The sequence below is a fragment of the Vibrio sp. SSH13-20 genome (genome assembly GCF_040104475.1).
In the GTDB taxonomy this organism is placed as follows: domain Bacteria; phylum Pseudomonadota; class Gammaproteobacteria; order Enterobacterales; family Vibrionaceae; genus Vibrio; species Vibrio harveyi.
In genome coordinates this window covers 352363-371909 of sequence record NZ_JBECOU010000007.1, presented here as the reverse complement: position 1 = coordinate 371909, position 19547 = coordinate 352363, and the positions used below count along the sequence as shown (strand labels likewise).

Here is a 19547-nt window from a genome sequence, read left to right as displayed (position 1 = left end):
CCTGTACGCTTGAAGGGATAAATAACAAGATAAAGTTAATCAAGCGGATGGGGTATGGCTATCGAGATACCGATTATTTCTTCTTAAAGATAAAAGCGGCTTTCCCCGGAAAGCCGCGATGAACCTTATTTTATGCCCAACTTTCGTTTACTGAATGAAGAAATAACGATTTTTCCCTGATTTCTTCGCTTCATACATCGCCATATCGGCTTGGTGCATGAGGTCATCAAACGTGCATTCCGGCTCGCAGGAATAGCAGCCACCTATTGAACTGGTCACTTGATGGAACTTGCCCTCTACCACTTCGATTGGGTCTTGAATTAAATGAATAAGAGACGCCGCGTAATGCTCAGGGTTTTCCATATGTTCGGTATTGCTCAAAAGGATGGCGAACTCGTCGCCACCTAAGCGAGCGAGCAACGCTCTAGAACCGAATACACGACGCATTACCGATGCAATGTGAACCAGTGTTTTGTCCCCTGCAGCATGCCCATATTCATCATTAATGAACTTAAAGCCATCCAAATCGAGATAGATCAAACACGCCTTTTTGCCCTCTTTAAAACAACGCGCTAGGGTTAGCGTCGCTTGTTCTTGAAACGCAGCGCGGTTCACTAATCCTGTTAAGCTATCGTGGTGTGCAAGGTAATGAATGCGTTGATTATCGGAGAAAGCACGTAGCTGGAATCGAGCGATAAAATACGCCAGAGCGACAGCCAAAACCATACCCACTTGCATTAACCATTGACGTTCGTAAATGCCACTACTGATCTCTTTGCGTTTCGCAAAATCAACATAAGACACCAACTTCCATGCTGTTGAGCTGTTTTCGCTCACATGGTAATTCTGGAAACAATAGGGGTTAATTCTGTCCACAGCGCCAACAGACTCTATGGTCATGATGCCATGTTCAGTCTCAATCTGACCGGATTGCGTTTGCTTGATTTGAGCAGCTAATTCAGGGTAAGCATTGTAGACGGTCTCTTGTTGCCTATCGGAATACATAAACGCAAATTCTGCGTCTCGGTTTTGCTTGTTAAAAAGGAAATAGCCATCTTTATTCAAAAGCATGTAGTTAGTACCCATGTCGAGATTGAACAACGCCATACCTTCCATCAAGTACTTGGCTAAGTAGTTAACCACCACGATCCCCCGCTTGTTTCCCTGCTTATCAAATACTGGCGTCGCCAAACGAATCATTGGTTTGAGAGGAACTTCGATCTGTCCGTGCTCTATATTTAGGTCCAGAGGAGATACATAGATTTTACGGCATCCAAGCTTAAGGGCTTTTGAAAAATAGTAGCGTTTCGCTTTATTCTGTAGTTCTTTCTTAGGTACGACTTCAGAATGACCACCATTAAAGTTGATTCGGATAACTTCATTACCCTGCATATCAAGATAGCGGAGCTGGTCATACACTTCTTTACGTTGACTCACAGCCTCTAGAATCGAATTCAAGCGAGACAATTCAGCACGTTGCGCTTGTTCAGAAGGAAGCTCAAGGGTTTCGTAAACTCGTCTCGCTGCCATGATATCCGCCAACAGAGCCGTCTCTCTCACTACAGACCCCATCACCCACTCAATGTACTGTTTCTTGCCTTTTAATAGCGCTTGTTGCTGCACACGAATATTGCTTTTAGCCGCTTCTTCCGATGCTGATTTGTCGTAATGAATGATGGCGCCAAATACGGCAACTAACAAAAAGAAAATCGCGACAAAGCGTAAACAAAAGAACTTCAGTTCCGAGAGGGTAAAGGTAGGATTCAAGAGATCTCCGGTTTCTTATAGCGCGAGAAAACCGGCGATTATAGTGACACACGTCGCATATATATAGAGCAACGGCGATAATAAATTTCTATCGTCTCAATAACAAGATTCTATCGAAAAAGACCCAAGTCGATACTCAGGTCTTAATTTTGAGCACTTAACGCTCAGTTATCGATGCCACAAAGCTTAAGTAGAATCGCTTCGAGCTGGTCCCATGACATTAGTTGTGAGTCGATCACCTCAAGACGAGATTCGAAACCTTCTAGGCTCATTTGGTTTACCGACACCACGCCATTTGCCACGTTAAACGCGAAACAACCTTGGTCTGTGTTAACAACCGCTTTAACACGTTCTGCTGTCAGATCCGATAACATGGAGAACAGTTGATCAAAATTAAAGTGGTATTCGGCACCAAACAACCAGCCACAGCTGTAATAGCCCTGTCCTTTGTTTTCTTTACGGATGAACGCTTCGCCAGGAGGCAACTGAAATTGTGGCTCTTGATGCGCGTGATCATGATGATGAGCTTCGATATGAGAAGAAGCACTACCGTGCACGCGTTCAATATCCAACACTTCAATAGGAAGATCACCATCATGAATCAGTTTGCTGAACACTTTTGAAGGCGATTGGTCCGTTACCCAATCGTTGAAAACATCAATGTCATGGCTGGTACACAGATCAACTTTGCTGCCAATAACCACATCCGCGCTATCTAGCTGATCGACGAAGTTCTTATTTGATAGGTACTTCTCAACGCTGAGGTTACGAGGGTCCACCAGCGCGATGGTTGCTTTTAAATCAACATACGGCAGGTACTGATCAGAAGTCAGCGTTGCAATGACTTGTTTTGGATGCCCCAAGCCCGTTGGTTCAATAAGAAGACGATCAGGTTTTTGGCGTAACAATGCCGTAATACCAACAGACATCGGCACACCAGCCGTACAACACATACAGCCACCAGGAACTTCTTTGATCATTGCACCCTGGTCAGTCATCATCGCGCCATCGATACCAATCTCGCCGAACTCATTCACTAACACTGCCCAGTTTTCATTTTCTGGTTTGTTTTTCAATAAGTTCAGAATAGTCGTGGTTTTACCGACGCCAAGAAATCCCGTCAGTATGTTGGTAGGTACTCGATTTGACATGCTTTTCTCCGACAAGCTTGTGCTTTAATGCTTAGCCAAAGTATACGGAGAATGTGACATGCTTCAACGCTTTTTATCTCGGGAGTTTAACCCCTGATGAAGCGCTTTTGCTTTAGTTTGCTGTGATCGTTCGTAATAACCAAACGCATCTGCATTGCCTACGCCAGATAGATGCATGCTGGTATGAATGACACAAGTAAAGAACGCCACAATGGCAACGAGTATAGGAAGCAGTCCGAGGGTGTTTTCGAATTTTAGGGCCGCAATAGCCAAAGCGAAAACAACCGCAGAGGAAAGCGCAATGATCTTACTTCTATTGCTTTTCATGATAGTTCGCCTTTTTTATTGAAACGAGAGAGCGAAATGAATGAGTTGAACTCTTTCATCTGTCACTTCAATGCTACTCCTTTCATAGTCCACAAAATTTGAGCAACTTAACAGATACAAGAACACCGAGCGATGTGCCTAATGACAGAGGCTCGGTGATATCTCATCAGCAAATCTGCCCTGCGGTCACGGCGATATCTGATTCATTATCTATGGCTACTTGAGCCAATCGCGCCAACCCTTCGACAATGACGTCCAGTGACATCGTAGGCTGGTTGCCCGAGCTATCTTGTTCTGGCAAAAGTGGGATATGCACAAAACCATGACGTACCGATTTATCGCGTAAATAATGTTGAACACCATAAAAGAGATGATTACATACGAAGGTCCCTGCCGTGTTTGAGACTTGGCATGGAATGTTTTCTTGTTGCAGTGCTCTTGTTATCGCCTTAATCGGTAACGTCGTAAAATAAGCATCCGGACCATCAGGGATCACTGGTTCATCTATCGGTTGATGACCACCATTATCCGGAATACGAAAGTCATCCACATTAATTGCAACGCGCTCAGGAGTAATCGCAGTACGTCCTGCCGCTTGACCAACTGTGATAACAATATCGGGCTGATGCAGTTCTATTGATTCAATCACTGCTTCAATGGATTCATATCGAGTAACAGGCACTTGGCACATTACCACTTCACCCCCATCGAGTTTTCTACCGTTTAAGCGCTTTACGGCCTCTAAGGCAGGGTTGATAGATTCCCCACCAAAGGGTTCAAAACCAGTAATCAAAACTTTCTTCATAGTGGCGGGTCTCATAGTAGTGGTCTTAACGACTTGTTGATGATGAATTTACAACAGCTTAGCTTTAGAACGTGAAGCATTATTACATCGCTTTTCCCACCCACCAAAGATTACGCTGCGCTTCGGATTGAAAATCTGAGATCCACCCTGATTTCACCATTGCTTGCTTGAATTCAAACCACTCGCATGTCCCTACTCCTCGTCCCTTGTGCCATTTGGTTAGTACAAATCCTTTCTTGGTTTCTGTCCGTAACTTAGGTAGAGTACGCGACCATTGAGTATCTACAATTCGAAGAGATTGAATACGATGAACATTGATAATCAAGTTATCGAAACACTAGAAGAGCTTGAAGCCTTCTTACACCTTATTGAAAGTGGCGCACTGGGTCTTGAGGGCGTAACCGGTGTGGCACTTGCGACAACGAACACAGATGGTCGTCCATTTGTGGCAGTATTGGGTGACAAACACCAATTGATCCTAGGTCGTTGGGTTTCTCAGCACGTTTACGATAACGGTAAAGACATCGTTCGTAACGGTTCACAGCGCAAACACTAATCGAATGTTTTTACCTCTAATCTTAGAGGGTTCTAAAACAGTAAAGCTCGCTTAAACAGCGAGCTTTTTTATGTCTATTGTCAGAGGTTTAAGGTAATTCCTACAAGCCCTGTTTGGTTTCTAAGCTATTGTTCAAAAATAAAAAATAAGCTTGCTACCAACGACTTAACTCGTGACATTTCGCTGACAAAACTGCGAAAGAAACTCCTAGAATTTATCTCGGAAGCGATTCTAATGTTCGTTTCCGGACACCATCGCAGAGCAGTGTTCCTAGTTGCTCTGTTTGCCTCGTTTAGTCCGCTTGACAGCCTTGGACTAAGCGGGGCTTTTTTCTAGCATCAACGAAAAGATAACGGCTAATTAGCGAACCCAAGTGAGCTCGATTGTTTCTCTTCGTGAGAACATCTCGATATGAGAAGCCACAACAGCCTTCACTTTTACCAACAATTCTTCAGATTCCGCTTCACAGATAACTAAGAGGCACTCCCCTTCCAACCTAAATTCCGTGCTTCCGACAGGAAACGTCACTAAGCCCTTTTCGTCATTCCAAGTCGCAGGTACCTTGCGAGCAAAATGGCGACATAAGGTGACAAGGTATTTACTCGCATGCTCGCTTTCGATTTTCGTCGTTTCTTTGATCATTGGTTTACACTTCCCTTCATAAACAAATCTCTCTCGCTAGGCTGTACCTTTCGAGCTCTCCAGAATAAAAAATGGCTCTCTGATGAGAGCCAAATAGCTAAGGTTGTTATACCCAAGTGACTTCAAGATGCAGGATTCAGAGCGCTGTCATTGATTCGAGAGTAAGGAAAACAACGCAGTGTAATAGCTAGCTCTTTCCAAGTTGTTTGACGCAGCAATCGGGTCAATGACACGCTCCCAAAGGGCGAGCTGCCTTGGCTTGTATACTTTGTTGCCGATTCTTGATTTAGAATGACTAGATCTTTAAATCGCCGCCGCGTCTACAAACCAAGTCATTCTCGCTGAACCTAGCATCTCGAGGTTACTTGGGTATATTAGAATTGATAAGCCGCCGATAACTTATAGTTACGTCCTGGCTCGTAATCATCCAAAGTAATACCTCGGGCCGTCCCCGAACGAGATGCATGAGACGTATATAGCTCGTCAAAGACGTTATCGATACCAAATGTTACCGATAGACCATCGATGTCAGAAGGCACCCATTGTGCGTACAAGTTATGTACATCGTAGCTGTCTTTCTTAGGTTGACCATCAAACACATTGTCTTCTTCAAGAACAAACATTGAGTTCCAACCGAAGATGGTTTCTAGCGAATCAGATTGGTAATCCAACGTCAGCGAGATGCTGTCACCCATATCAATACTGCGACCATTACCGCCCGCGACAGGACCACCAGTATCTTTGTTCTCTGTATCTGATTTAGAGTATGACAGTTTGCTACCGAAGCTTTCATAACCATAGAAGGCACTTGCTTCGAAGCCCTTGATTTCCACATCACCCAAATTGTAAATAAGATAAGTTTTCGTAGTACGTTGGTACTCTTCAGCAATGTAGTTATCAATATCAGTTTGGAAGAAGGTTAAATTTGCACCAAATGAATGCGCATCCATGGTTTTGTCAAAGCGCACGCCACCTTGCGTGTTTTGCCCCGTTTCAGGTTTCAAACCATCTTGTAGGTAAGCCACATCTTGGTAAGCAATAAAGGTTTCCATTAATTCTGGACCTTTAAAGAGTGAACGAGAGCTTGCAAATAGCGTCCAGTCTTGTGTTATTGCCCACTCTGCTGCCAGTGCCCATGTCACTTCATCGTAATCGTTGTTACCTGTTTCTGCTTTGCGCTGGTAATCGTCAAAACGCAGACCCGCTGTGATGGAGAGAGCATCAGAAATGAAGAATTGGTCTTCAACAAATAACGCTGTAGAGACCGCGGATTCATCCATGAACTTACTGCTGCCGTAGTAACTTTCCGAAGTCTTATCCATGTAATCAAGACCGTACGTCGCACGATGATCAAAATCACCCAATGTCAGCAGTGATTGGAATTTTGCACTCAAACCAAAGTTCTGGTTTTTCGCCGTGTTTTTCGACAAACGATTTGCCGGCCAACGCGGTGCCATTACGGATTCATCACGAACAATTTCAGTCTCGGTGTTGTAAAGTGTTACGTCACCTTGGTGTTGATCGCCGCGCAATTCATAACTAAGAGTGACCGTGTCACGATCATAATCAGTCGGAATCAATAAGTTGTTGGATAGACCATTGTTCGCGCCACCAGACATATCAGGTCGTGGGTTATAATCACCACTGTCACGGTACATGTCGTAAGAGATTTCAATGCGATGGATATCACCAAATTCGTACCCCAATTTCCCTAGGATATTGTAAACGTCACCTTCCGAGCCAAAGGTTTTATTACCATCACCATCTTTAAAGTCATCACGCGTCACATAGTGACCGTAGACCATAGCGTCCACGCTTTCAGACAACAGCCCATAAAGCGTTAAAGAGCCCTGTTGGTTATCATTAGACGCATAACCACCGTAAACACGCGCACCAAAGTTTTCATCGTAACGCAGCAGATCACGTGCATCTTTGGTTTCAAAGTACACCGCCCCACCAAGACCACTTTGAGTTACCGAGTTATTACCCACTTGGATATCCGCTGACTTCAAAATGTCCGGGTTAAGCGTAAGATTACCAATATGGTGGAACATGTTGGCGTGCTGAGAGGCTCCGTCCAAACGGATATCAAGGTCGGTTTCACCAAGACCGCGAATCGTAATGCGTTGGTTGACAGAGTGCGTACCACCCACATCAACGCCCGGAATATCACGAAGTAAATCCGACATGTGATCGGCTTGCTTGAGCGACATATCGTCAGCAAACATTGATTCGGTGTTGCTGGATACTTTCGTCCCCCACACAACTACCTCTTCGAAGTGAGAGTCTTGATCTTGAGCTAAAGCTGGATGGGCAAGCGCCATCCCCACTGCTAGGCATAGGCTTGAGAGCTTAATTGGTGAGCGAACAGGGCTTTCCATAAACGTCTTCCTAAATATAAATGATAATAATTCTCACGCATGATAGGATCTCAATTCATAAATACAAAGACGAATCACTTATGCAAAATCGCATAGGTGTTATGAGGAAACGTCAAATGGCGGCAGAGACCAAAAAAAGAACTAAAATTGCCAAAGTAGCTCTCACCAAAAAGCTTGAGCAGACGGAAAAACAAATAATTGTTACGCAAGGTCAAAGCAGCCAAACTCAGCTTGCTGAAGGGAAATTTCTCTCCTACCAATACAACGACCAGATCTTTGTCCATGGCGGACGATGCATCGAATTAGTCGATTCCAATATAGTCTCTACTGCCCATTCAGCCCTACTGATTACTATCCTTCTTGAGGGAAAGCTATCTTTTGGCTATGACGATCTTCAATTCGACTTTGACGCTAACAAAGCACCACAAGGTGTGGTTGTTAACCTAGCAAAACCCGCTAACTTCCGCCGCTCACTTATTCAAAATAACAGAATGAATAAGATCAACATTCTTATTAAACCACCTTGGTTAGAATCGAGAATGGCGGGAAATTGTGGACACAAGCGCTTCATTGAAACTCACCAAGCTTTTTACACACTGGAGCTTAATGAGACGTTAATTGAGCTTGCACACTCTCTCACTCAACGTGAATCTCCGACAAATATGAAAGATCGTATAGAGGTCGAAAGCTTGATTTACCAAGTGCTTTCCCACTCAATCGGGCAAATGCCTGACGATTACTGCGCGGTATGTGAAAAACAGCATCGCTCCGCTGACACTCGCGTAGAAAATGTAGTCAGTTACATAGAAACACATCTCGATGAAGATTTAACCTTAGAGCGTCTAGCAGAAGAGTTTTCAATGAGCGTTTCAAACCTCCAACGACGTTTCAAACAGGCTTTTAACATGACCATTAATGGTTACATCCGCCATCGCCGCTTAGAGATCGCTCGCCAGCATTTGGAACGCGGATTAGTGACTATCACAGAAGCGGCATACGAAGCGGGCTATCATCATCCATCAAACTTTACCAACGCCTTCAAGAAAGTATTTGGTGTTCCCCCACATGAAGTCGTCAACAGCCATTGAGTATACCCAAGTAACCTCGAGATGCTAGGTTCAGCGAGAATGACTTGGTTTGTAGACGCGGCGGCGATTTAAAGATCTAGTCATTCTAAATCAAGAATCGGCAACAAAGTATACAAGCCAACGCAGCTCGCCCTTTGGGAGCGTGTCATTGACCCGATTGCTGCGTCAAACAACTTGGAAAGAGCTGGCTATTACACTGCGTTGTTTTCCTTACTCTCGAATCAATGACAACGCTCTGAATCCTGCATCTTGAAGTCACTTGGGTATATATCCATATAAATTTGCTCTCAAAGCTATTTGGGAAGACAAACACTTGGCGTTATACTCGCGAGAAAGGTTATCTGAAATACAGAGGTCATCATGAATATTGGTGCAGTTGCGAAACTAACGGGGTTGTCTTCTAAATCGATTCGTATGTATGAAGACAAAGGCATCATTTCATCACCAGCTCGTAGCGATTCAGGTTATCGCGAATATTCTGACAAACACATCCAAGAGCTCAACCTTGTTTCCCGGGCAAAAAATGCGGGATTCTCACTGCAAGAATGCAAAGAATTTGTGCAACTGGCGCATAATCCAAATCGCAAAAGTAGCGAAGTGAAAGCGCGTACGATGGATAAACTTCATGAAGTAGAGCAAAAAATCGCTCACTTGTTGGAAATTAAAAAGCAATTAGAAGGTTGGGTTTCATCTTGTCCGGGCGATGCCGAGAGCCGATGTCCAATCATTGATGAGCTCACCAAATAAGCTCATCAACATTTCTATTTCGGTTTACAGGGCTATTGTTCTAGTAAGGTACTGTTTTAACGTAATTCTGTTTTAGTAAATATCGTTTTAATGGTAAGTACACATACGCTTGCCATTAAGCTCAATGATATTAAAAGGTGTCTCGTAGATATCTTCTAACGTAGACGCCTGAATTACCTCATCTACCTTGCCACTGGCAACCACTTTACCCTTCTTCAGAGCAAGGATCTCATCGGAATAACAAGCTGCAAAATTAATATCGTGGATCACCACAACCATAGCTTTATTCATATCGTGCGCAAGACGTTGAACGATTCTCATGATTTGTAGCGAATGCTTGATATCAAGGTTATTCAATGGTTCATCGAGGAAAACATAATCCGTATCTTGGGCTATCACCATCGCAATAAACGCCAACTGTCGTTGACCACCACTCAATTCATCTAAGAACTTATCTTGAATTTCTTTCAGATCTAAGTAGTCGATTGCTTGGTCGATAATCGCATGGTCATCTTTGGACAAGTTGCCTTTTGAATAAGGGAATCGCCCAAACGATACCAATTCTTTTACGGTAAAACGCATCGTAATCGTGTTAGCTTGACGTAATACCGCCAACTTTTTCGCAAGTTCTTTGGTGTCCCAATCTGCAATCTCTTTGCAGTCGATCATGACACTACCACCATCTCGCTCAGTCAATCGTGACGCCATGGACAGCAAGGTACTCTTTCCTGCTCCGTTTGGGCCAATAATCGATGTCACCTTCCCTTTCTCAAATTGGGTATTCGCGCCATCAACCACTTTGTTGGAACCAAATGCTTTGGTTAATTTATCTATAACTATCATGTTTATACGACTTTGTTTTTCAGCAGTAGATACAAGAAGTAGATACCACCAATAAAGTTAATCACTACGCTCAGCGTCGTTTCAAATGAAAAGACGTTTTCTATAATCCATTGCCCCGACAATAAGGCACAAATTGCCATCAAAGAACAACCTATTAACAAGGTACGATGCTGGTAAGAGCGGAACATTTCACGGCTCAAGTTTGTCACCAATAAACCAAAGAACATGATTGGTCCGACTAAAGCCGTCGAAATGGCAATGAGAACCGCAGAGAGAATAAAGACGTTGCGCGTCACATTAGGGACATCAACCCCAAGACTCTTAGCATTGTCTTGGTCTAGCCAAAAAACATCTAAAGTACGATGCATGCGATACAACAACCAGCAAGCGATGAGCAATATTGGTGAACTGAGATACACCAAGTTCACCTTCACATTATTGAAACTCGCGTACAGTTTAGATTGCACAAACGCAAAAGTATTTGGGTCCATAAGAAGGGAGAAGAACACCGCAATGTTGTTAAACAACTGCCCAAAGATCAGCCCAACCAATAGCAAAGTGATGAGATTGCGCCCGCCTTTTGAAAAATAAAACCCAAACAGCAATAGCGAAAATCCCACCATGACCAGCACAGCAATCGAGAAGTTGATGTAGACATTCAGAACGAGAGCGCTTAAACCACCAAACAACAAAACAATCAGCACTTGCGTTAACACATACAACGCATCAAACCCCATGATGCTTGGAGTAAGAATCCGGTTGTGGGTAATGGTTTGGAACACCAACGAAGATTGAGCAATCGCAATACCCGCCAATACCATAGCTAACACTTTAGGCACACGTCGCGACAAAAAGTACTGGTAGTTATCTGCTGTTAAGCCAATACCAATAAACAAAAAAGCAAAAAGCAGCGCGACGGCTGCCAATAAGAACAGTTTCTTGGAATCACGCACTTTGCTTACCTCGCAACAACATCGCGATAAACACCACTCCGCCCAAGATGCTGATCACGATTGAAATCGGCATTTCATGAGGGAAGATGATCAATCGGCTAACCAAGTCACAAGCTAAAACAAGTATTGCCCCGTACATAGCGGTAAGCGGGATATTGCGTTTGAGATTATCACCGTAGAAGTAACTGACTAAGTTTGGCACGATAAGCCCAAGAAATGGCAGTTGACCTACGATCATCACCACACTGGCTGACATTACCGACACCAAAAGTACGCCTAACGTCACCACTTGCTGATAGTTCAGCCCAAGGTTTACTGCAAAGTCTTTACCAATGCCAACCGCAGAAATGCGTGCGGCAAATAGGTAACTTAAAAGAGCGACGGGAACAGCAATATAAAGCAGCTCAAAATCACCACGCAAAATGTTTGCAAAGTTTGCTACGCTCCATGCTGACAGGCTTTGTAGTGCATCGTATTTGTAGGCAATGAAAGTAGTAACAGCGTCAACAACGTTACCAAAGATGATGCCCACGAGTGGCACAAACACGACGCTTTTGAATTGAATACGTTGAATGAACTGGACAAACATCAAGGTACCCAGGATAGAAACAGCAAAGACAAGCCAAAGCTGTTCGCCATTGCCAAAAAACACCACACTCATTACGTAACCAAGCATGGCACACTCAATGGTGCCTGTCGTCGAAGGCGCGGCGAATCGGTTTTGGCTAATTTGCTGCATCACTAATCCAGCGATGCTTAGCCCTGCTCCCGCAAGAAGGATGGCAAATAAACGCGGAACCCGGCTAGTAAAGAAAAGTTCTAGTGCTTTTGCATTGCCCGAAAACAACTGTTGGGGTGTCATATTTGCCACCCCAACAAACAACGATGCAACGCTTAGAACAACAAGAACAAGCAATAACTTTTTCAAAGTTAACCTCAGCTAGCTTCGCTTACAGATCGATCGTGTGTTTAATTTCACTCACCATCTTTTCCGTTGCGGTCACGCCGGACATTGCTAAATACCATGCGTCAACATCTAGAAAAGTAATTTTCTTGTTCTTGTAAGCCGAAGTCGCTTTAACCAAATCGTTATCCAGCGCTTTAGCGAGGTCATGATCAGACTTTGCGTGAAGTGAATTTCTATCAATAACTAGAATATTTTTCGGATTAGCTTCGCGAATAAACTCATAAGAGATTACGTCACCGTGCGTGCCTGTTTTGAGGTTCTTCACTGTTTCTGTAAAGCCAAAATCTGTGTAAATCGCCCCAAAACGAGATTTCGCACCAAATGCGCTGATGTTGTCACCAATACTTAGAATCGTAAGCGCATCATTATTATGAGCTTGGTTATAGTCATGAATTGCTTTGAATTGAGCGTCTAACTTCGTAATTTTTTGCTCGACCTTATCCTCGATATTGAAGATTTTGCCAATATTTCGCCATTGTGCTTTGGTCCCTTGCCAGTAATCTTCATTCTCGCCTGAAGCAAATACTACCGTTGGGGCAATTTCACTTAACTCATCGTATTTTGACGAACCGCGAGGACCAACCAAAATCAAATCTGGTTTTTGCATGTAGATGGTTTCGAAGTCTGGTTCGAACAGACTACCTGCCGATTTGTAATGAGCTTTACTGTACTTAGATAAGTACTTTGGAAGATGGGAGGCGTTCGATACCGCTACAGGGTCAATACCAAAACTGTCGAGTGTATCGAGTGGACCAAAGCCAATCACAACCACACGTTTTGGCGATTGTTCGACTTCTGTCGTTCCCATGTAGTGATCGATTTTGACGGTTGCAGCAAAAGCAGGTGAGATTGTGAGCAGCGAAACAAGAGCCGCACTGACGAGTTTTTCCATTATCTTAAACCTTAAATGAGATCCATTATCATGCGCATTCGCAATATATCGTTACTCACATAGGCATTCAACCGATTATTTAATAACTTTACATTCGTTACACTTCTAAATTGGCTTAATAAATCAACAAATTACACTGTACCTATATCGAATTTGAGACGGTAAGCGCAAAGTTATCAAATTAATATTTATCACTTTAATGAATGTTTATACTTCTTTTAAATGACTCACTAAAAAGGACTAGATAATGAAGAAGTTAGCATTGGTTTTATTTGTAGCAGCACAGCTAATGGCATGTACGGAAGTTGGCAGTGAAGCGTGGTGTAACGATATGAAAGAGAAACCAAAAGGCGATTGGACTGCTAACGAAGCTTCTGATTTTGCTAAGCACTGCGTTTTCTAATTCAGAAATAAGCGCTTATCGCTCTTCGTAAAAAGTGCTCATGATGACCCACAACATTGTATTTCGGAATTCTAACGTTGTGGGTTATTCGTAAGCATCAAGAAATGTTTTTAGTGCCGCTTCATCAACAATCTCAAGCCCCTGCTCGCCTTTTCTGATCAAACCTTTGTCCATCAGATCTTTTACCGCTCGACGATAAACGCGTCCTGACGTGCCAAATCTTTCCGCTTCTTGGTTTACTTTGTCAAACCCACCCAACAAGGTGTTGGTCTGCTTTTGTACTAGCAAATCATAAGCAATGTTGTAAGTAATTGGGTGCAACAAGCGATTGGTATAGATATCCATTGAATCTTGATAATCCTCCGCCAAAGCAGAAGCAAAGAAAAACATCATGTCAGGTTGCTGATGCAATGCCTCAGTCAGTTTTTGGATGCAGATAATATCCACTTGCATATGTTCATCGGCGACGACGTTCCACTGACAAGGCGTTTGCGTGAAGTACTCCATTTCACCATAGATATGATAATCGCAATTGGCTTCACCCAATTGAAAACGACGACCGTTGACAGCAATAATACTCATTGAAACTCGACCGACTGGCACAACATACAGATATTGAAGCTGCTCGCCTTGGCGAAGGATCTCTTCACCAGAGTCAAAGTATCGACTGCCGATTTGGCATTGATAGATTAAGTCACGAAACTCGGCACTTTTCTGTTCTAGAAAGCTTTTGAAACGTCCGGTTGAGTAAGGGCTGATTTTCACGTGAGTTTCTCTTTAATGACAACAATCTCAAATAGATTGTACTCGCTAGAATCGTTTGATGACAGCCAATAAAAAAGCGACACCAAAGTGCCGCTTTAAAAATTAACTAAGCTGTGATCCAGTTAACTTTGCGCAATTAAGGCTTCAAGAGCAGCGTAAGACGCTAAACGCTCCCCTTCCATCATCACTTGCGCTTCGTCTACGTACTGTCCTACGCCTTCTTTCACATCCTGCTGATACAAAACCACATTGTTCAGAATGGAGGCAACATTCAGTCCACGCAAACGACCGACAGTAAACAGAGCCGAGGTCTCCATATCCGCACCGAGAATACCTTTCTTGTTCCAGTACTCACAGATCGCTTCTTCGTCGTCGGTGTAGAAGCTGTCATGGGAGCGAACCACACCTAAATGATAGTGCGCCTCTTTTTCGGCTAAATAGCTATCCAGCGCTTTCAGTAACGAAAAGCTTGCGTAAGCCGGATACGAAGAGCGAACGTATGCTTTCGAACCACCTTCGTCTCTTACTGCGCCTTCAGCCACTATCAACTCACCGAGTTGAATGCCTGATTGCATCGCACCAGCCGATCCCACACGAATCACGTCTGTCACACCACACTGTTTTAGCTCTTCCACCGCAATGATCATCGAAGGAGCGCCTATGCCTGTACTGCATACTGAGATTTGCTGACCTTGGTATGTGCCAGTGAATACTCTATATTCACGGTTTTCAGAGACCAATTCTGCGTTATCAAACAACGCGGCAATACGGTTTGCTCGATCTGGCTCACCACAGACGATCACTCGCGATGCTATCTGGGTGTTGTCTACGCCAATATGAGGTTGTTTCATCATTGGCTTAACCTTGCGCTGTCGCTTGAGTTAGGGTCTTATCACCATTGCGTTTCGCACTACGTGCCCATTCTCTTGTGCCGTTTGCGGCGATGAACATTAGAATCGCGTATTGAACCGACATTGCGTACACGCCTTGTGTTGCGTAAATACCAACGCTGATGATGTTGATTACGACCCAAAGAATCCAGTTCTCAACGTACTTACGTGTCATTAAGATTTGCGCCACGATAGACAGAACGGTCATAGTTGCATCCCAGAATGGGAAAGCATCTGGCTCCAACACAGGTTCAGACAAACCTGCACCGAACACATTTAACGTATCAACGGCAATGTTAGCCAACGCAAAAAAGAATGGGTCGATATAGATGGTTAACAGCGCAATCGCAACAATGCTTACTGAACCTGTCGCGATGAGCTTCTGCTTGCTTAACCAGCGCACCTCTAGTGTCTCACCTTGTGCATTTGGTCTTGTCCACGCATACCAACCATAAATGTTGGCGCAGAAGAAGAACAATTGAAGCAGAAGCAATCCGTAAAGCTGAATCTGGAAAAAGATAACGGCGAAAAGTGTTACGTTCAGCAAACCGAACAAGTAGTTAATGGTTTTTTCTTGGCTCGCAAACCAAATACAAAGCAGACCGAAAACCGTACCAAAAGCTTCGATCCAACTCATCGCATAGCCACCACCAATAGGAATATTAACAAGGGTGTTATTGATGTCTAACAGGGCAAATAGGTCCATGAAGATGTCCTTTATTATTGTGCTTGGGATGTGCTCATCTTATTGCCTCGCAGCAAACAAAAAGGAGGACATTTGTCCTCCCTTCGATGTACCCGATCATAAATCAGATCAATACTTGCTTTAAAGTGCCTGAAGCACACTTATTCCTTCGCCACTATTTAGGATTCATGTCCCAAGTAACGCTTCTTGAAAGATGATGCCGCAGCAAATAGTGCTGTAGCTATGAACGTAAATGCGATACCCAATAAGTAAATGAATTCTTCATTGGCAAGCAACTCATAAACACTCAAAGAAAACACGAATAAGACTAAGAGAATATTGATACGGTGAAACCACGGTCTCTTAACTGAATGCAGTGCGTATCTCTTGACGAACATAAAAATTTTCCATTTGCTACAATAATTTATAAATCTATTTATAGACCCTTTTAATAATAAGCTTTTTGGAATATTTCTACACGAAATCTTTTACTTTACGCGCAAAAAATCACATTTTGTTGGGCTTATTGTTCAAAAGGCGTGGGGTTGCTTCCTAAATCCTTGTAAAAAGCACCTTCAATAAAAGTATAGGTCTATAACTTATTGAGAATGAATAAATTTTGAGCTAAGAGAGACGCTTCACACTTTTACGTTCAATCAGTGTCGGCTCTAATTGCACAACCTGAGCTTCGTCAGACTTATCATCCAATTTACGCAACAATGTCTCTACAGCAGCTTGTCCAAGACGGTACTTAGGCTGATGAATAGTGGTGAGGGATGGCGACATAAACTTAGCGATGTGGATATCGTCATAACCAATGATAGAAAGCTGCTCAGGTACTTGAATACCCAACTCATTTGCCGCGTTAATTGCGCCCATGGCCATCATGTCGTTGGAAACAAAAATAGAACTTGGTAACGGACCACGTTCCGCCATTTTTTTGAAGGCTTGATAACCACCTTCGCATTCAAAGTCCGATTCAACAATCCAGTTGGCGTTGAACTCAAGCTCTGCTTCGATCATCGCGCGTTTGTAGCCTTCGTAACGCATTTGCGCTTGATGCTTAATTAATGGTCCAGTGATACAACCAATCTCTTTGTGACCACAATCGATAAGGTATTTGGCTGCCAAGTAACCACCACGAAGTGAGTTATCTTGGATCTTATCGCTTGTGAACAGCATTGGTCCCCAATCCATCACTACAACTGGAATATCAGGGTAACGTTCGAATACATCAATGCGCTCCCCTTCTAACGATGAACACATTAGAATCAGACCATCAACTCGCTTTTGTAGCAACGTATTGATGGAATCACGCATGCGTTCGTTATCGCCTTCAGTGTTACACAAGATCAGGCTATAGCCTTTATGGTAGCAACTGCGCTCAACACCTTTTACGACTTCACCGAAAAATGGGTTGGTTGAGGTAGTCACCAGCATACCAATGGTTTTGGTGCGATTGACTTTGAGGCTACGCGCCAAAGCTGAAGGCGCGTAGTAATTGAGCTCTTTGGCAGCGTTGTTGACTCGTTCCGAAATCTCTTCGCTGACAAAGCGAGTTTTGTTAATAACATGGCTCACAGTTGAGGTGGAAACCCCTGCCAGTTTTGCGATGTCTTTCATCGTTGCCATGTTATTACTCCTTAATTAGTTTTTAACCAGAAACTCCTCAACCTCTTTTCGGGTTGGAATGGAGGTTTGCGCGCCAAAGCGAGTTACTGAGATCGCTGCTGCTGCGTGGGCAAACTTAATCGCTGATTCTAAAGGTAAGTCTTCCAATAAACCAGTGACTAATGCCCCATTAAACGTATCGCCCGCCGCTGTGGTATCTGTTGCTTCTACGCGGAAACCAGGAATGATTTCACCGCGGCCGTTTTGACTCAACCACACCCCTTTCGCACCGAGCGTGATCATGACGATTTCAATGCCTTTCGAATGCAGGATGTTTGCCGCTTCTTGTGCGCTGTCATCGTCCGTTACCGTCACACCTGTTAGTACTTCCGCTTCCGTTTCATTTGGTGTGATGACATCAATGCAAGACAGTAACTCATCAGACAATTCACGCGCCGGCGCTGGGTTCAGAATGACGTTGGTTTTGGCATCTTTCGCGATTCGCGCAGCTTTCTCGATGCCGCACATTGGCGTTTCTAGTTGCATCAACAAGTAATCAGCCTGACGAATGCGCTCTAGATCTGGCTCAATCGCCTCTGCAGTCAGCTTGGCGTTGGCTTCTGCGGAGATACAAATGCTGTTCTCGCCGCTGTCCGCCACTTGAATCATGGCAATGCCCGTTGGGCAGTTCGGCTGCATTTTCACGCCAGCAATATCGATGCCATCCATTTTGAAGTTCTCACGAATGTTGATGCCGAATGAATCATCACCCACACACGCAATAAAACCGATATCTGCGTTTAATCGAGCTGCCGCAACAGCTTGGTTGGCACCCTTGCCACCTGGGATAACTTGATAGTTGCGACCATGCAGCGTCTCGCCTGGACGAGGGAAAGAAGGCACTTGAAGAACATGGTCAGCGTTTACACTACCTAACACCACTAACTTATTCATACGGTTATCCTCGGTTCTGAATGAACCCTTTATATTTGAACAGGAGTAATAGGTTTACGCTCTTTGAAAAAACGTAAGCGTATTACGATTCAAATAGATTCAGTTTTCTAACGTACCATTTTTGTTGTTTGGAATGACCCAACACATTCATTGGGTCATTCCATTATCTTCAACAAAGAAGAATCACTGAGTTGGGAGTTAAACTTACTTAGTCACGACTTTAAGCGGAACAGGAATGTACTCCTCAACCTTCTCACCTTTCAATACTTTGTCGGCCGTTTCTACACCCAAAGCACCAATAAGATCTGGCTGCTGCGCGATAGTTGCTGCTAGCTTGCCACGGTTAACTGCTGCAATGCCGTCGTCAGTGCCGTCGAAGCCAACGATGAGTACATCTTTACCAGACGCTTGAACTGCGCGAAGCGCACCCAGTGCCATCTCATCGTTCTGAGCAAATACTGCTTGAACGTCAGGGTTCGCTGCAAGCAAGTTTTCCATTACGTTCAGACCTTTAGTACGGTCAAAATCAGCAGGTTGGCTTGCTAGTAGCTCCATGTTGCTGCCCTTCACTGCTGTCATGAAGCCTTCACCACGCTCACGCGCCGCAGACGTACCGGCAATACCTTCTAGCTGGATAACTTTCGCTTTCTCACCTACTTTTTCCATGATGTAGTGACCAGCCATTTCGCCACCAACTACGTTGTCAGAAGCGATGTGGCTCACTACGTCACCACGGCTTGCACCACGGTCTAGTGTCAACACAGGGATCTTAGAACGGTTCGCCATACGAATTGCGTTTGACACAGCGTCTGAATCTGTTGGGTTAATCAGAATCGCTTTTACGCCACGAATCGTTAGGTCTTCGATGTTTGACAGTTCTTTACTCGGGTCATTTTGCGAGTCCAGTACAATCAAGTCGTATCCCAGTTCTTTCGCTTTCGCTTCTGCACCGTCTTTCATCGTTACGAAGAACGGGTTATTCAATGTAGAAACTACAATCGCCATTGTATCTTGAGCGTGCGCCGCTACCGATACGGTTGAAGAAAGAAGTGCAGCAGAGATAAGAGTTGCGAGTTTTTTCATCGTTCTAGTCCTTTGTGTAGGGTGAGCCAGCACACGT

General features: G+C 44.0%; 22 protein-coding genes. 5 read left to right on the top strand and 17 right to left on the bottom strand.

What is annotated here, in order from left to right:
* Positions 1 to 122: transposase (locus tag ABMY42_RS20700; protein ID WP_137408763.1), on the top strand; the 122-nt coding region annotated here is incomplete at its 5' end.
* A gap of 25 nt (positions 123 to 147) precedes the next feature.
* Here the strand turns inward: ABMY42_RS20700 and ABMY42_RS20695 are convergent.
* From ABMY42_RS20695 to pcp, 4 genes are all read right to left on the bottom strand, one after another.
* Complete coding sequence (locus ABMY42_RS20695; protein WP_009696016.1) at positions 148 to 1767, bottom strand: sensor domain-containing diguanylate cyclase; 1620 nt, start codon at positions 1765 to 1767, stop codon at positions 148 to 150.
* Positions 1768 to 1931: 164 nt separating this feature from the next.
* Positions 1932 to 2918, bottom strand: a complete 987-nt coding sequence (locus ABMY42_RS20690) for a GTP-binding protein (RefSeq protein ID WP_038899544.1) — start codon at positions 2916 to 2918, stop codon at positions 1932 to 1934.
* A gap of 63 nt (positions 2919 to 2981) precedes the next feature.
* Positions 2982 to 3245, bottom strand: coding sequence for a hypothetical protein (locus ABMY42_RS20685; RefSeq protein ID WP_005452225.1), 264 nt, complete (start codon positions 3243 to 3245; stop codon positions 2982 to 2984).
* A gap of 166 nt (positions 3246 to 3411) precedes the next feature.
* A complete protein-coding gene (gene pcp, locus ABMY42_RS20680; RefSeq protein ID WP_038899545.1) occupies positions 3412 to 4050 on the bottom strand; it encodes a pyroglutamyl-peptidase I in 639 nt (212 codons plus the stop codon).
* 307 nt (positions 4051 to 4357) lie between these two features.
* Here pcp and ABMY42_RS20675 point away from each other — a divergent pair, with 307 nt between their 5' ends.
* Positions 4358 to 4606 carry a hypothetical protein gene (locus ABMY42_RS20675; protein ID WP_349266728.1) on the top strand — a complete coding sequence of 83 codons (249 nt, stop codon included), beginning with the start codon at positions 4358 to 4360 and terminating at the stop codon, positions 4604 to 4606.
* A 360-nt stretch (positions 4607 to 4966) separates the two neighbouring features.
* Here the strand turns inward: ABMY42_RS20675 and ABMY42_RS20670 are convergent, their stop codons facing one another.
* The gene (locus ABMY42_RS20670; protein WP_017818692.1) at positions 4967 to 5248 is read right to left on the bottom strand and encodes a DUF2218 domain-containing protein; all 282 of its coding nucleotides are present in this window, start codon (positions 5246 to 5248) and stop codon (positions 4967 to 4969) included.
* A gap of 374 nt (positions 5249 to 5622) precedes the next feature.
* Positions 5623 to 7629: a TonB-dependent siderophore receptor gene (locus ABMY42_RS20665; protein WP_045487382.1), complete on the bottom strand. Its 2007-nt coding sequence runs from the start codon at positions 7627 to 7629 to the stop codon at positions 5623 to 5625.
* A 116-nt stretch (positions 7630 to 7745) separates the two neighbouring features.
* On the opposite strand from ABMY42_RS20665, the gene ABMY42_RS20660 reads away from it, so the two are divergent.
* Together ABMY42_RS20660 and cueR are read left to right on the top strand one after the other, a co-directional pair.
* On the top strand, positions 7746 to 8717 hold the full coding sequence (locus ABMY42_RS20660) for an AraC family transcriptional regulator (RefSeq protein WP_272759943.1): 972 nt from the start codon (positions 7746 to 7748) through the stop codon (positions 8715 to 8717).
* A 360-nt stretch (positions 8718 to 9077) separates the two neighbouring features.
* The gene (cueR, locus tag ABMY42_RS20655) at positions 9078 to 9464 is read left to right on the top strand and encodes a Cu(I)-responsive transcriptional regulator (RefSeq protein WP_005437780.1); all 387 of its coding nucleotides are present in this window, start codon (positions 9078 to 9080) and stop codon (positions 9462 to 9464) included.
* An 87-nt stretch (positions 9465 to 9551) separates the two neighbouring features.
* On the opposite strand, the gene vctC is transcribed toward cueR, so the two are convergent.
* The 4 genes from vctC to ABMY42_RS20635 are packed head-to-tail and all read right to left on the bottom strand — an operon-like array spanning position 9552 to position 13119.
* Positions 9552 to 10307: an iron chelate ABC transporter ATP-binding protein VctC gene (gene vctC / locus ABMY42_RS20650; RefSeq protein ID WP_050907016.1), complete on the bottom strand. Its 756-nt coding sequence runs from the start codon at positions 10305 to 10307 to the stop codon at positions 9552 to 9554.
* A 2-nt stretch (positions 10308 to 10309) separates the two neighbouring features.
* Positions 10310 to 11260 carry an iron chelate uptake ABC transporter permease subunit VctG gene (vctG, locus tag ABMY42_RS20645; protein ID WP_038899439.1) on the bottom strand — a complete coding sequence of 317 codons (951 nt, stop codon included), beginning with the start codon at positions 11258 to 11260 and terminating at the stop codon, positions 10310 to 10312.
* Positions 11253 to 12188: an iron chelate uptake ABC transporter permease subunit VctD gene (gene vctD, locus ABMY42_RS20640; RefSeq protein ID WP_009696070.1), complete on the bottom strand. Its 936-nt coding sequence runs from the start codon at positions 12186 to 12188 to the stop codon at positions 11253 to 11255. The genes vctG and vctD overlap by 8 nt, the downstream gene beginning before the upstream one ends.
* 22 nt (positions 12189 to 12210) lie before the next feature.
* Positions 12211 to 13119, bottom strand: coding sequence for a siderophore ABC transporter substrate-binding protein (locus ABMY42_RS20635; protein ID WP_009703143.1), 909 nt, complete (start codon positions 13117 to 13119; stop codon positions 12211 to 12213).
* 247 nt (positions 13120 to 13366) lie between these two features.
* Between ABMY42_RS20635 and ABMY42_RS20630 the strand changes: the two genes are divergently transcribed.
* Entirely contained in the window at positions 13367 to 13522 is a 156-nt protein-coding gene (locus ABMY42_RS20630; RefSeq protein WP_005452237.1) for a DUF3012 domain-containing protein, read from the top strand.
* An 84-nt stretch (positions 13523 to 13606) separates the two neighbouring features.
* Here the strand turns inward: ABMY42_RS20630 and ABMY42_RS20625 are convergent, their stop codons facing one another.
* The 7 genes from ABMY42_RS20625 to rbsB all read right to left on the bottom strand — a co-directional run bounded on the left by ABMY42_RS20625 (position 13607) and on the right by rbsB (position 19510).
* Positions 13607 to 14287 (bottom strand): Crp/Fnr family transcriptional regulator, encoded by a 681-nt coding sequence (locus ABMY42_RS20625; RefSeq protein ID WP_005452238.1) that lies wholly within the window; start codon positions 14285 to 14287, stop codon positions 13607 to 13609.
* Between the two features lie 122 nt (positions 14288 to 14409).
* Positions 14410 to 15141 carry a nucleoside phosphorylase gene (locus tag ABMY42_RS20620; protein ID WP_017190705.1) on the bottom strand — a complete coding sequence of 244 codons (732 nt, stop codon included), beginning with the start codon at positions 15139 to 15141 and terminating at the stop codon, positions 14410 to 14412.
* Positions 15142 to 15145: 4 nt separating this feature from the next.
* Positions 15146 to 15883 carry a nicotinamide riboside transporter PnuC gene (pnuC, locus tag ABMY42_RS20615; protein ID WP_005452241.1) on the bottom strand — a complete coding sequence of 246 codons (738 nt, stop codon included), beginning with the start codon at positions 15881 to 15883 and terminating at the stop codon, positions 15146 to 15148.
* 158 nt (positions 15884 to 16041) lie between these two features.
* The gene (locus ABMY42_RS20610; RefSeq protein WP_005452242.1) at positions 16042 to 16260 is read right to left on the bottom strand and encodes a hypothetical protein; all 219 of its coding nucleotides are present in this window, start codon (positions 16258 to 16260) and stop codon (positions 16042 to 16044) included.
* Between the two features lie 226 nt (positions 16261 to 16486).
* Positions 16487 to 17494 (bottom strand): substrate-binding domain-containing protein, encoded by a 1008-nt coding sequence (locus tag ABMY42_RS20605; RefSeq protein WP_005452243.1) that lies wholly within the window; start codon positions 17492 to 17494, stop codon positions 16487 to 16489.
* 15 nt (positions 17495 to 17509) lie between these two features.
* Positions 17510 to 18427 carry a ribokinase gene (gene rbsK / locus ABMY42_RS20600; protein WP_005452244.1) on the bottom strand — a complete coding sequence of 306 codons (918 nt, stop codon included), beginning with the start codon at positions 18425 to 18427 and terminating at the stop codon, positions 17510 to 17512.
* A gap of 204 nt (positions 18428 to 18631) precedes the next feature.
* A complete protein-coding gene (gene rbsB / locus ABMY42_RS20595; RefSeq protein ID WP_005452246.1) occupies positions 18632 to 19510 on the bottom strand; it encodes a ribose ABC transporter substrate-binding protein RbsB in 879 nt (292 codons plus the stop codon).
* Positions 19511 to 19547: the final 37 nt, after the last annotated feature.

What these genes read in the sequence shown, in the direction of transcription:
- vctC (WP_050907016.1), bottom strand. Translation starts at nt 10,307, where the DNA reads ATGATAGTTATAGATAAATTAACCAAAGCATTTGGTTCCAACAAAGTG.
- pnuC (WP_005452241.1), bottom strand. Translation starts at nt 15,883, where the DNA reads ATGGACCTATTTGCCCTGTTAGACATCAATAACACCCTTGTTAATATT.
- ABMY42_RS20630 (WP_005452237.1), top strand. Translation starts at nt 13,367, where the DNA reads ATGAAGAAGTTAGCATTGGTTTTATTTGTAGCAGCACAGCTAATGGCA.
- ABMY42_RS20685 (WP_005452225.1), bottom strand. Translation starts at nt 3,245, where the DNA reads ATGAAAAGCAATAGAAGTAAGATCATTGCGCTTTCCTCTGCGGTTGTT.
- ABMY42_RS20620 (WP_017190705.1), bottom strand. Translation starts at nt 15,141, where the DNA reads ATGATGAAACAACCTCATATTGGCGTAGACAACACCCAGATAGCATCG.
- ABMY42_RS20670 (WP_017818692.1), bottom strand. Translation starts at nt 5,248, where the DNA reads ATGATCAAAGAAACGACGAAAATCGAAAGCGAGCATGCGAGTAAATAC.
- ABMY42_RS20635 (WP_009703143.1), bottom strand. Translation starts at nt 13,119, where the DNA reads ATGGAAAAACTCGTCAGTGCGGCTCTTGTTTCGCTGCTCACAATCTCA.
- cueR (WP_005437780.1), top strand. Translation starts at nt 9,078, where the DNA reads ATGAATATTGGTGCAGTTGCGAAACTAACGGGGTTGTCTTCTAAATCG.
- pcp (WP_038899545.1), bottom strand. Translation starts at nt 4,050, where the DNA reads ATGAAGAAAGTTTTGATTACTGGTTTTGAACCCTTTGGTGGGGAATCT.
- ABMY42_RS20675 (WP_349266728.1), top strand. Translation starts at nt 4,358, where the DNA reads ATGAACATTGATAATCAAGTTATCGAAACACTAGAAGAGCTTGAAGCC.
- ABMY42_RS20605 (WP_005452243.1), bottom strand. Translation starts at nt 17,494, where the DNA reads ATGGCAACGATGAAAGACATCGCAAAACTGGCAGGGGTTTCCACCTCA.
- rbsK (WP_005452244.1), bottom strand. Translation starts at nt 18,427, where the DNA reads ATGAATAAGTTAGTGGTGTTAGGTAGTGTAAACGCTGACCATGTTCTT.
- rbsB (WP_005452246.1), bottom strand. Translation starts at nt 19,510, where the DNA reads ATGAAAAAACTCGCAACTCTTATCTCTGCTGCACTTCTTTCTTCAACC.
- ABMY42_RS20665 (WP_045487382.1), bottom strand. Translation starts at nt 7,629, where the DNA reads ATGGAAAGCCCTGTTCGCTCACCAATTAAGCTCTCAAGCCTATGCCTA.
- ABMY42_RS20610 (WP_005452242.1), bottom strand. Translation starts at nt 16,260, where the DNA reads ATGTTCGTCAAGAGATACGCACTGCATTCAGTTAAGAGACCGTGGTTT.
- ABMY42_RS20660 (WP_272759943.1), top strand. Translation starts at nt 7,746, where the DNA reads ATGGCGGCAGAGACCAAAAAAAGAACTAAAATTGCCAAAGTAGCTCTC.
- ABMY42_RS20690 (WP_038899544.1), bottom strand. Translation starts at nt 2,918, where the DNA reads ATGTCAAATCGAGTACCTACCAACATACTGACGGGATTTCTTGGCGTC.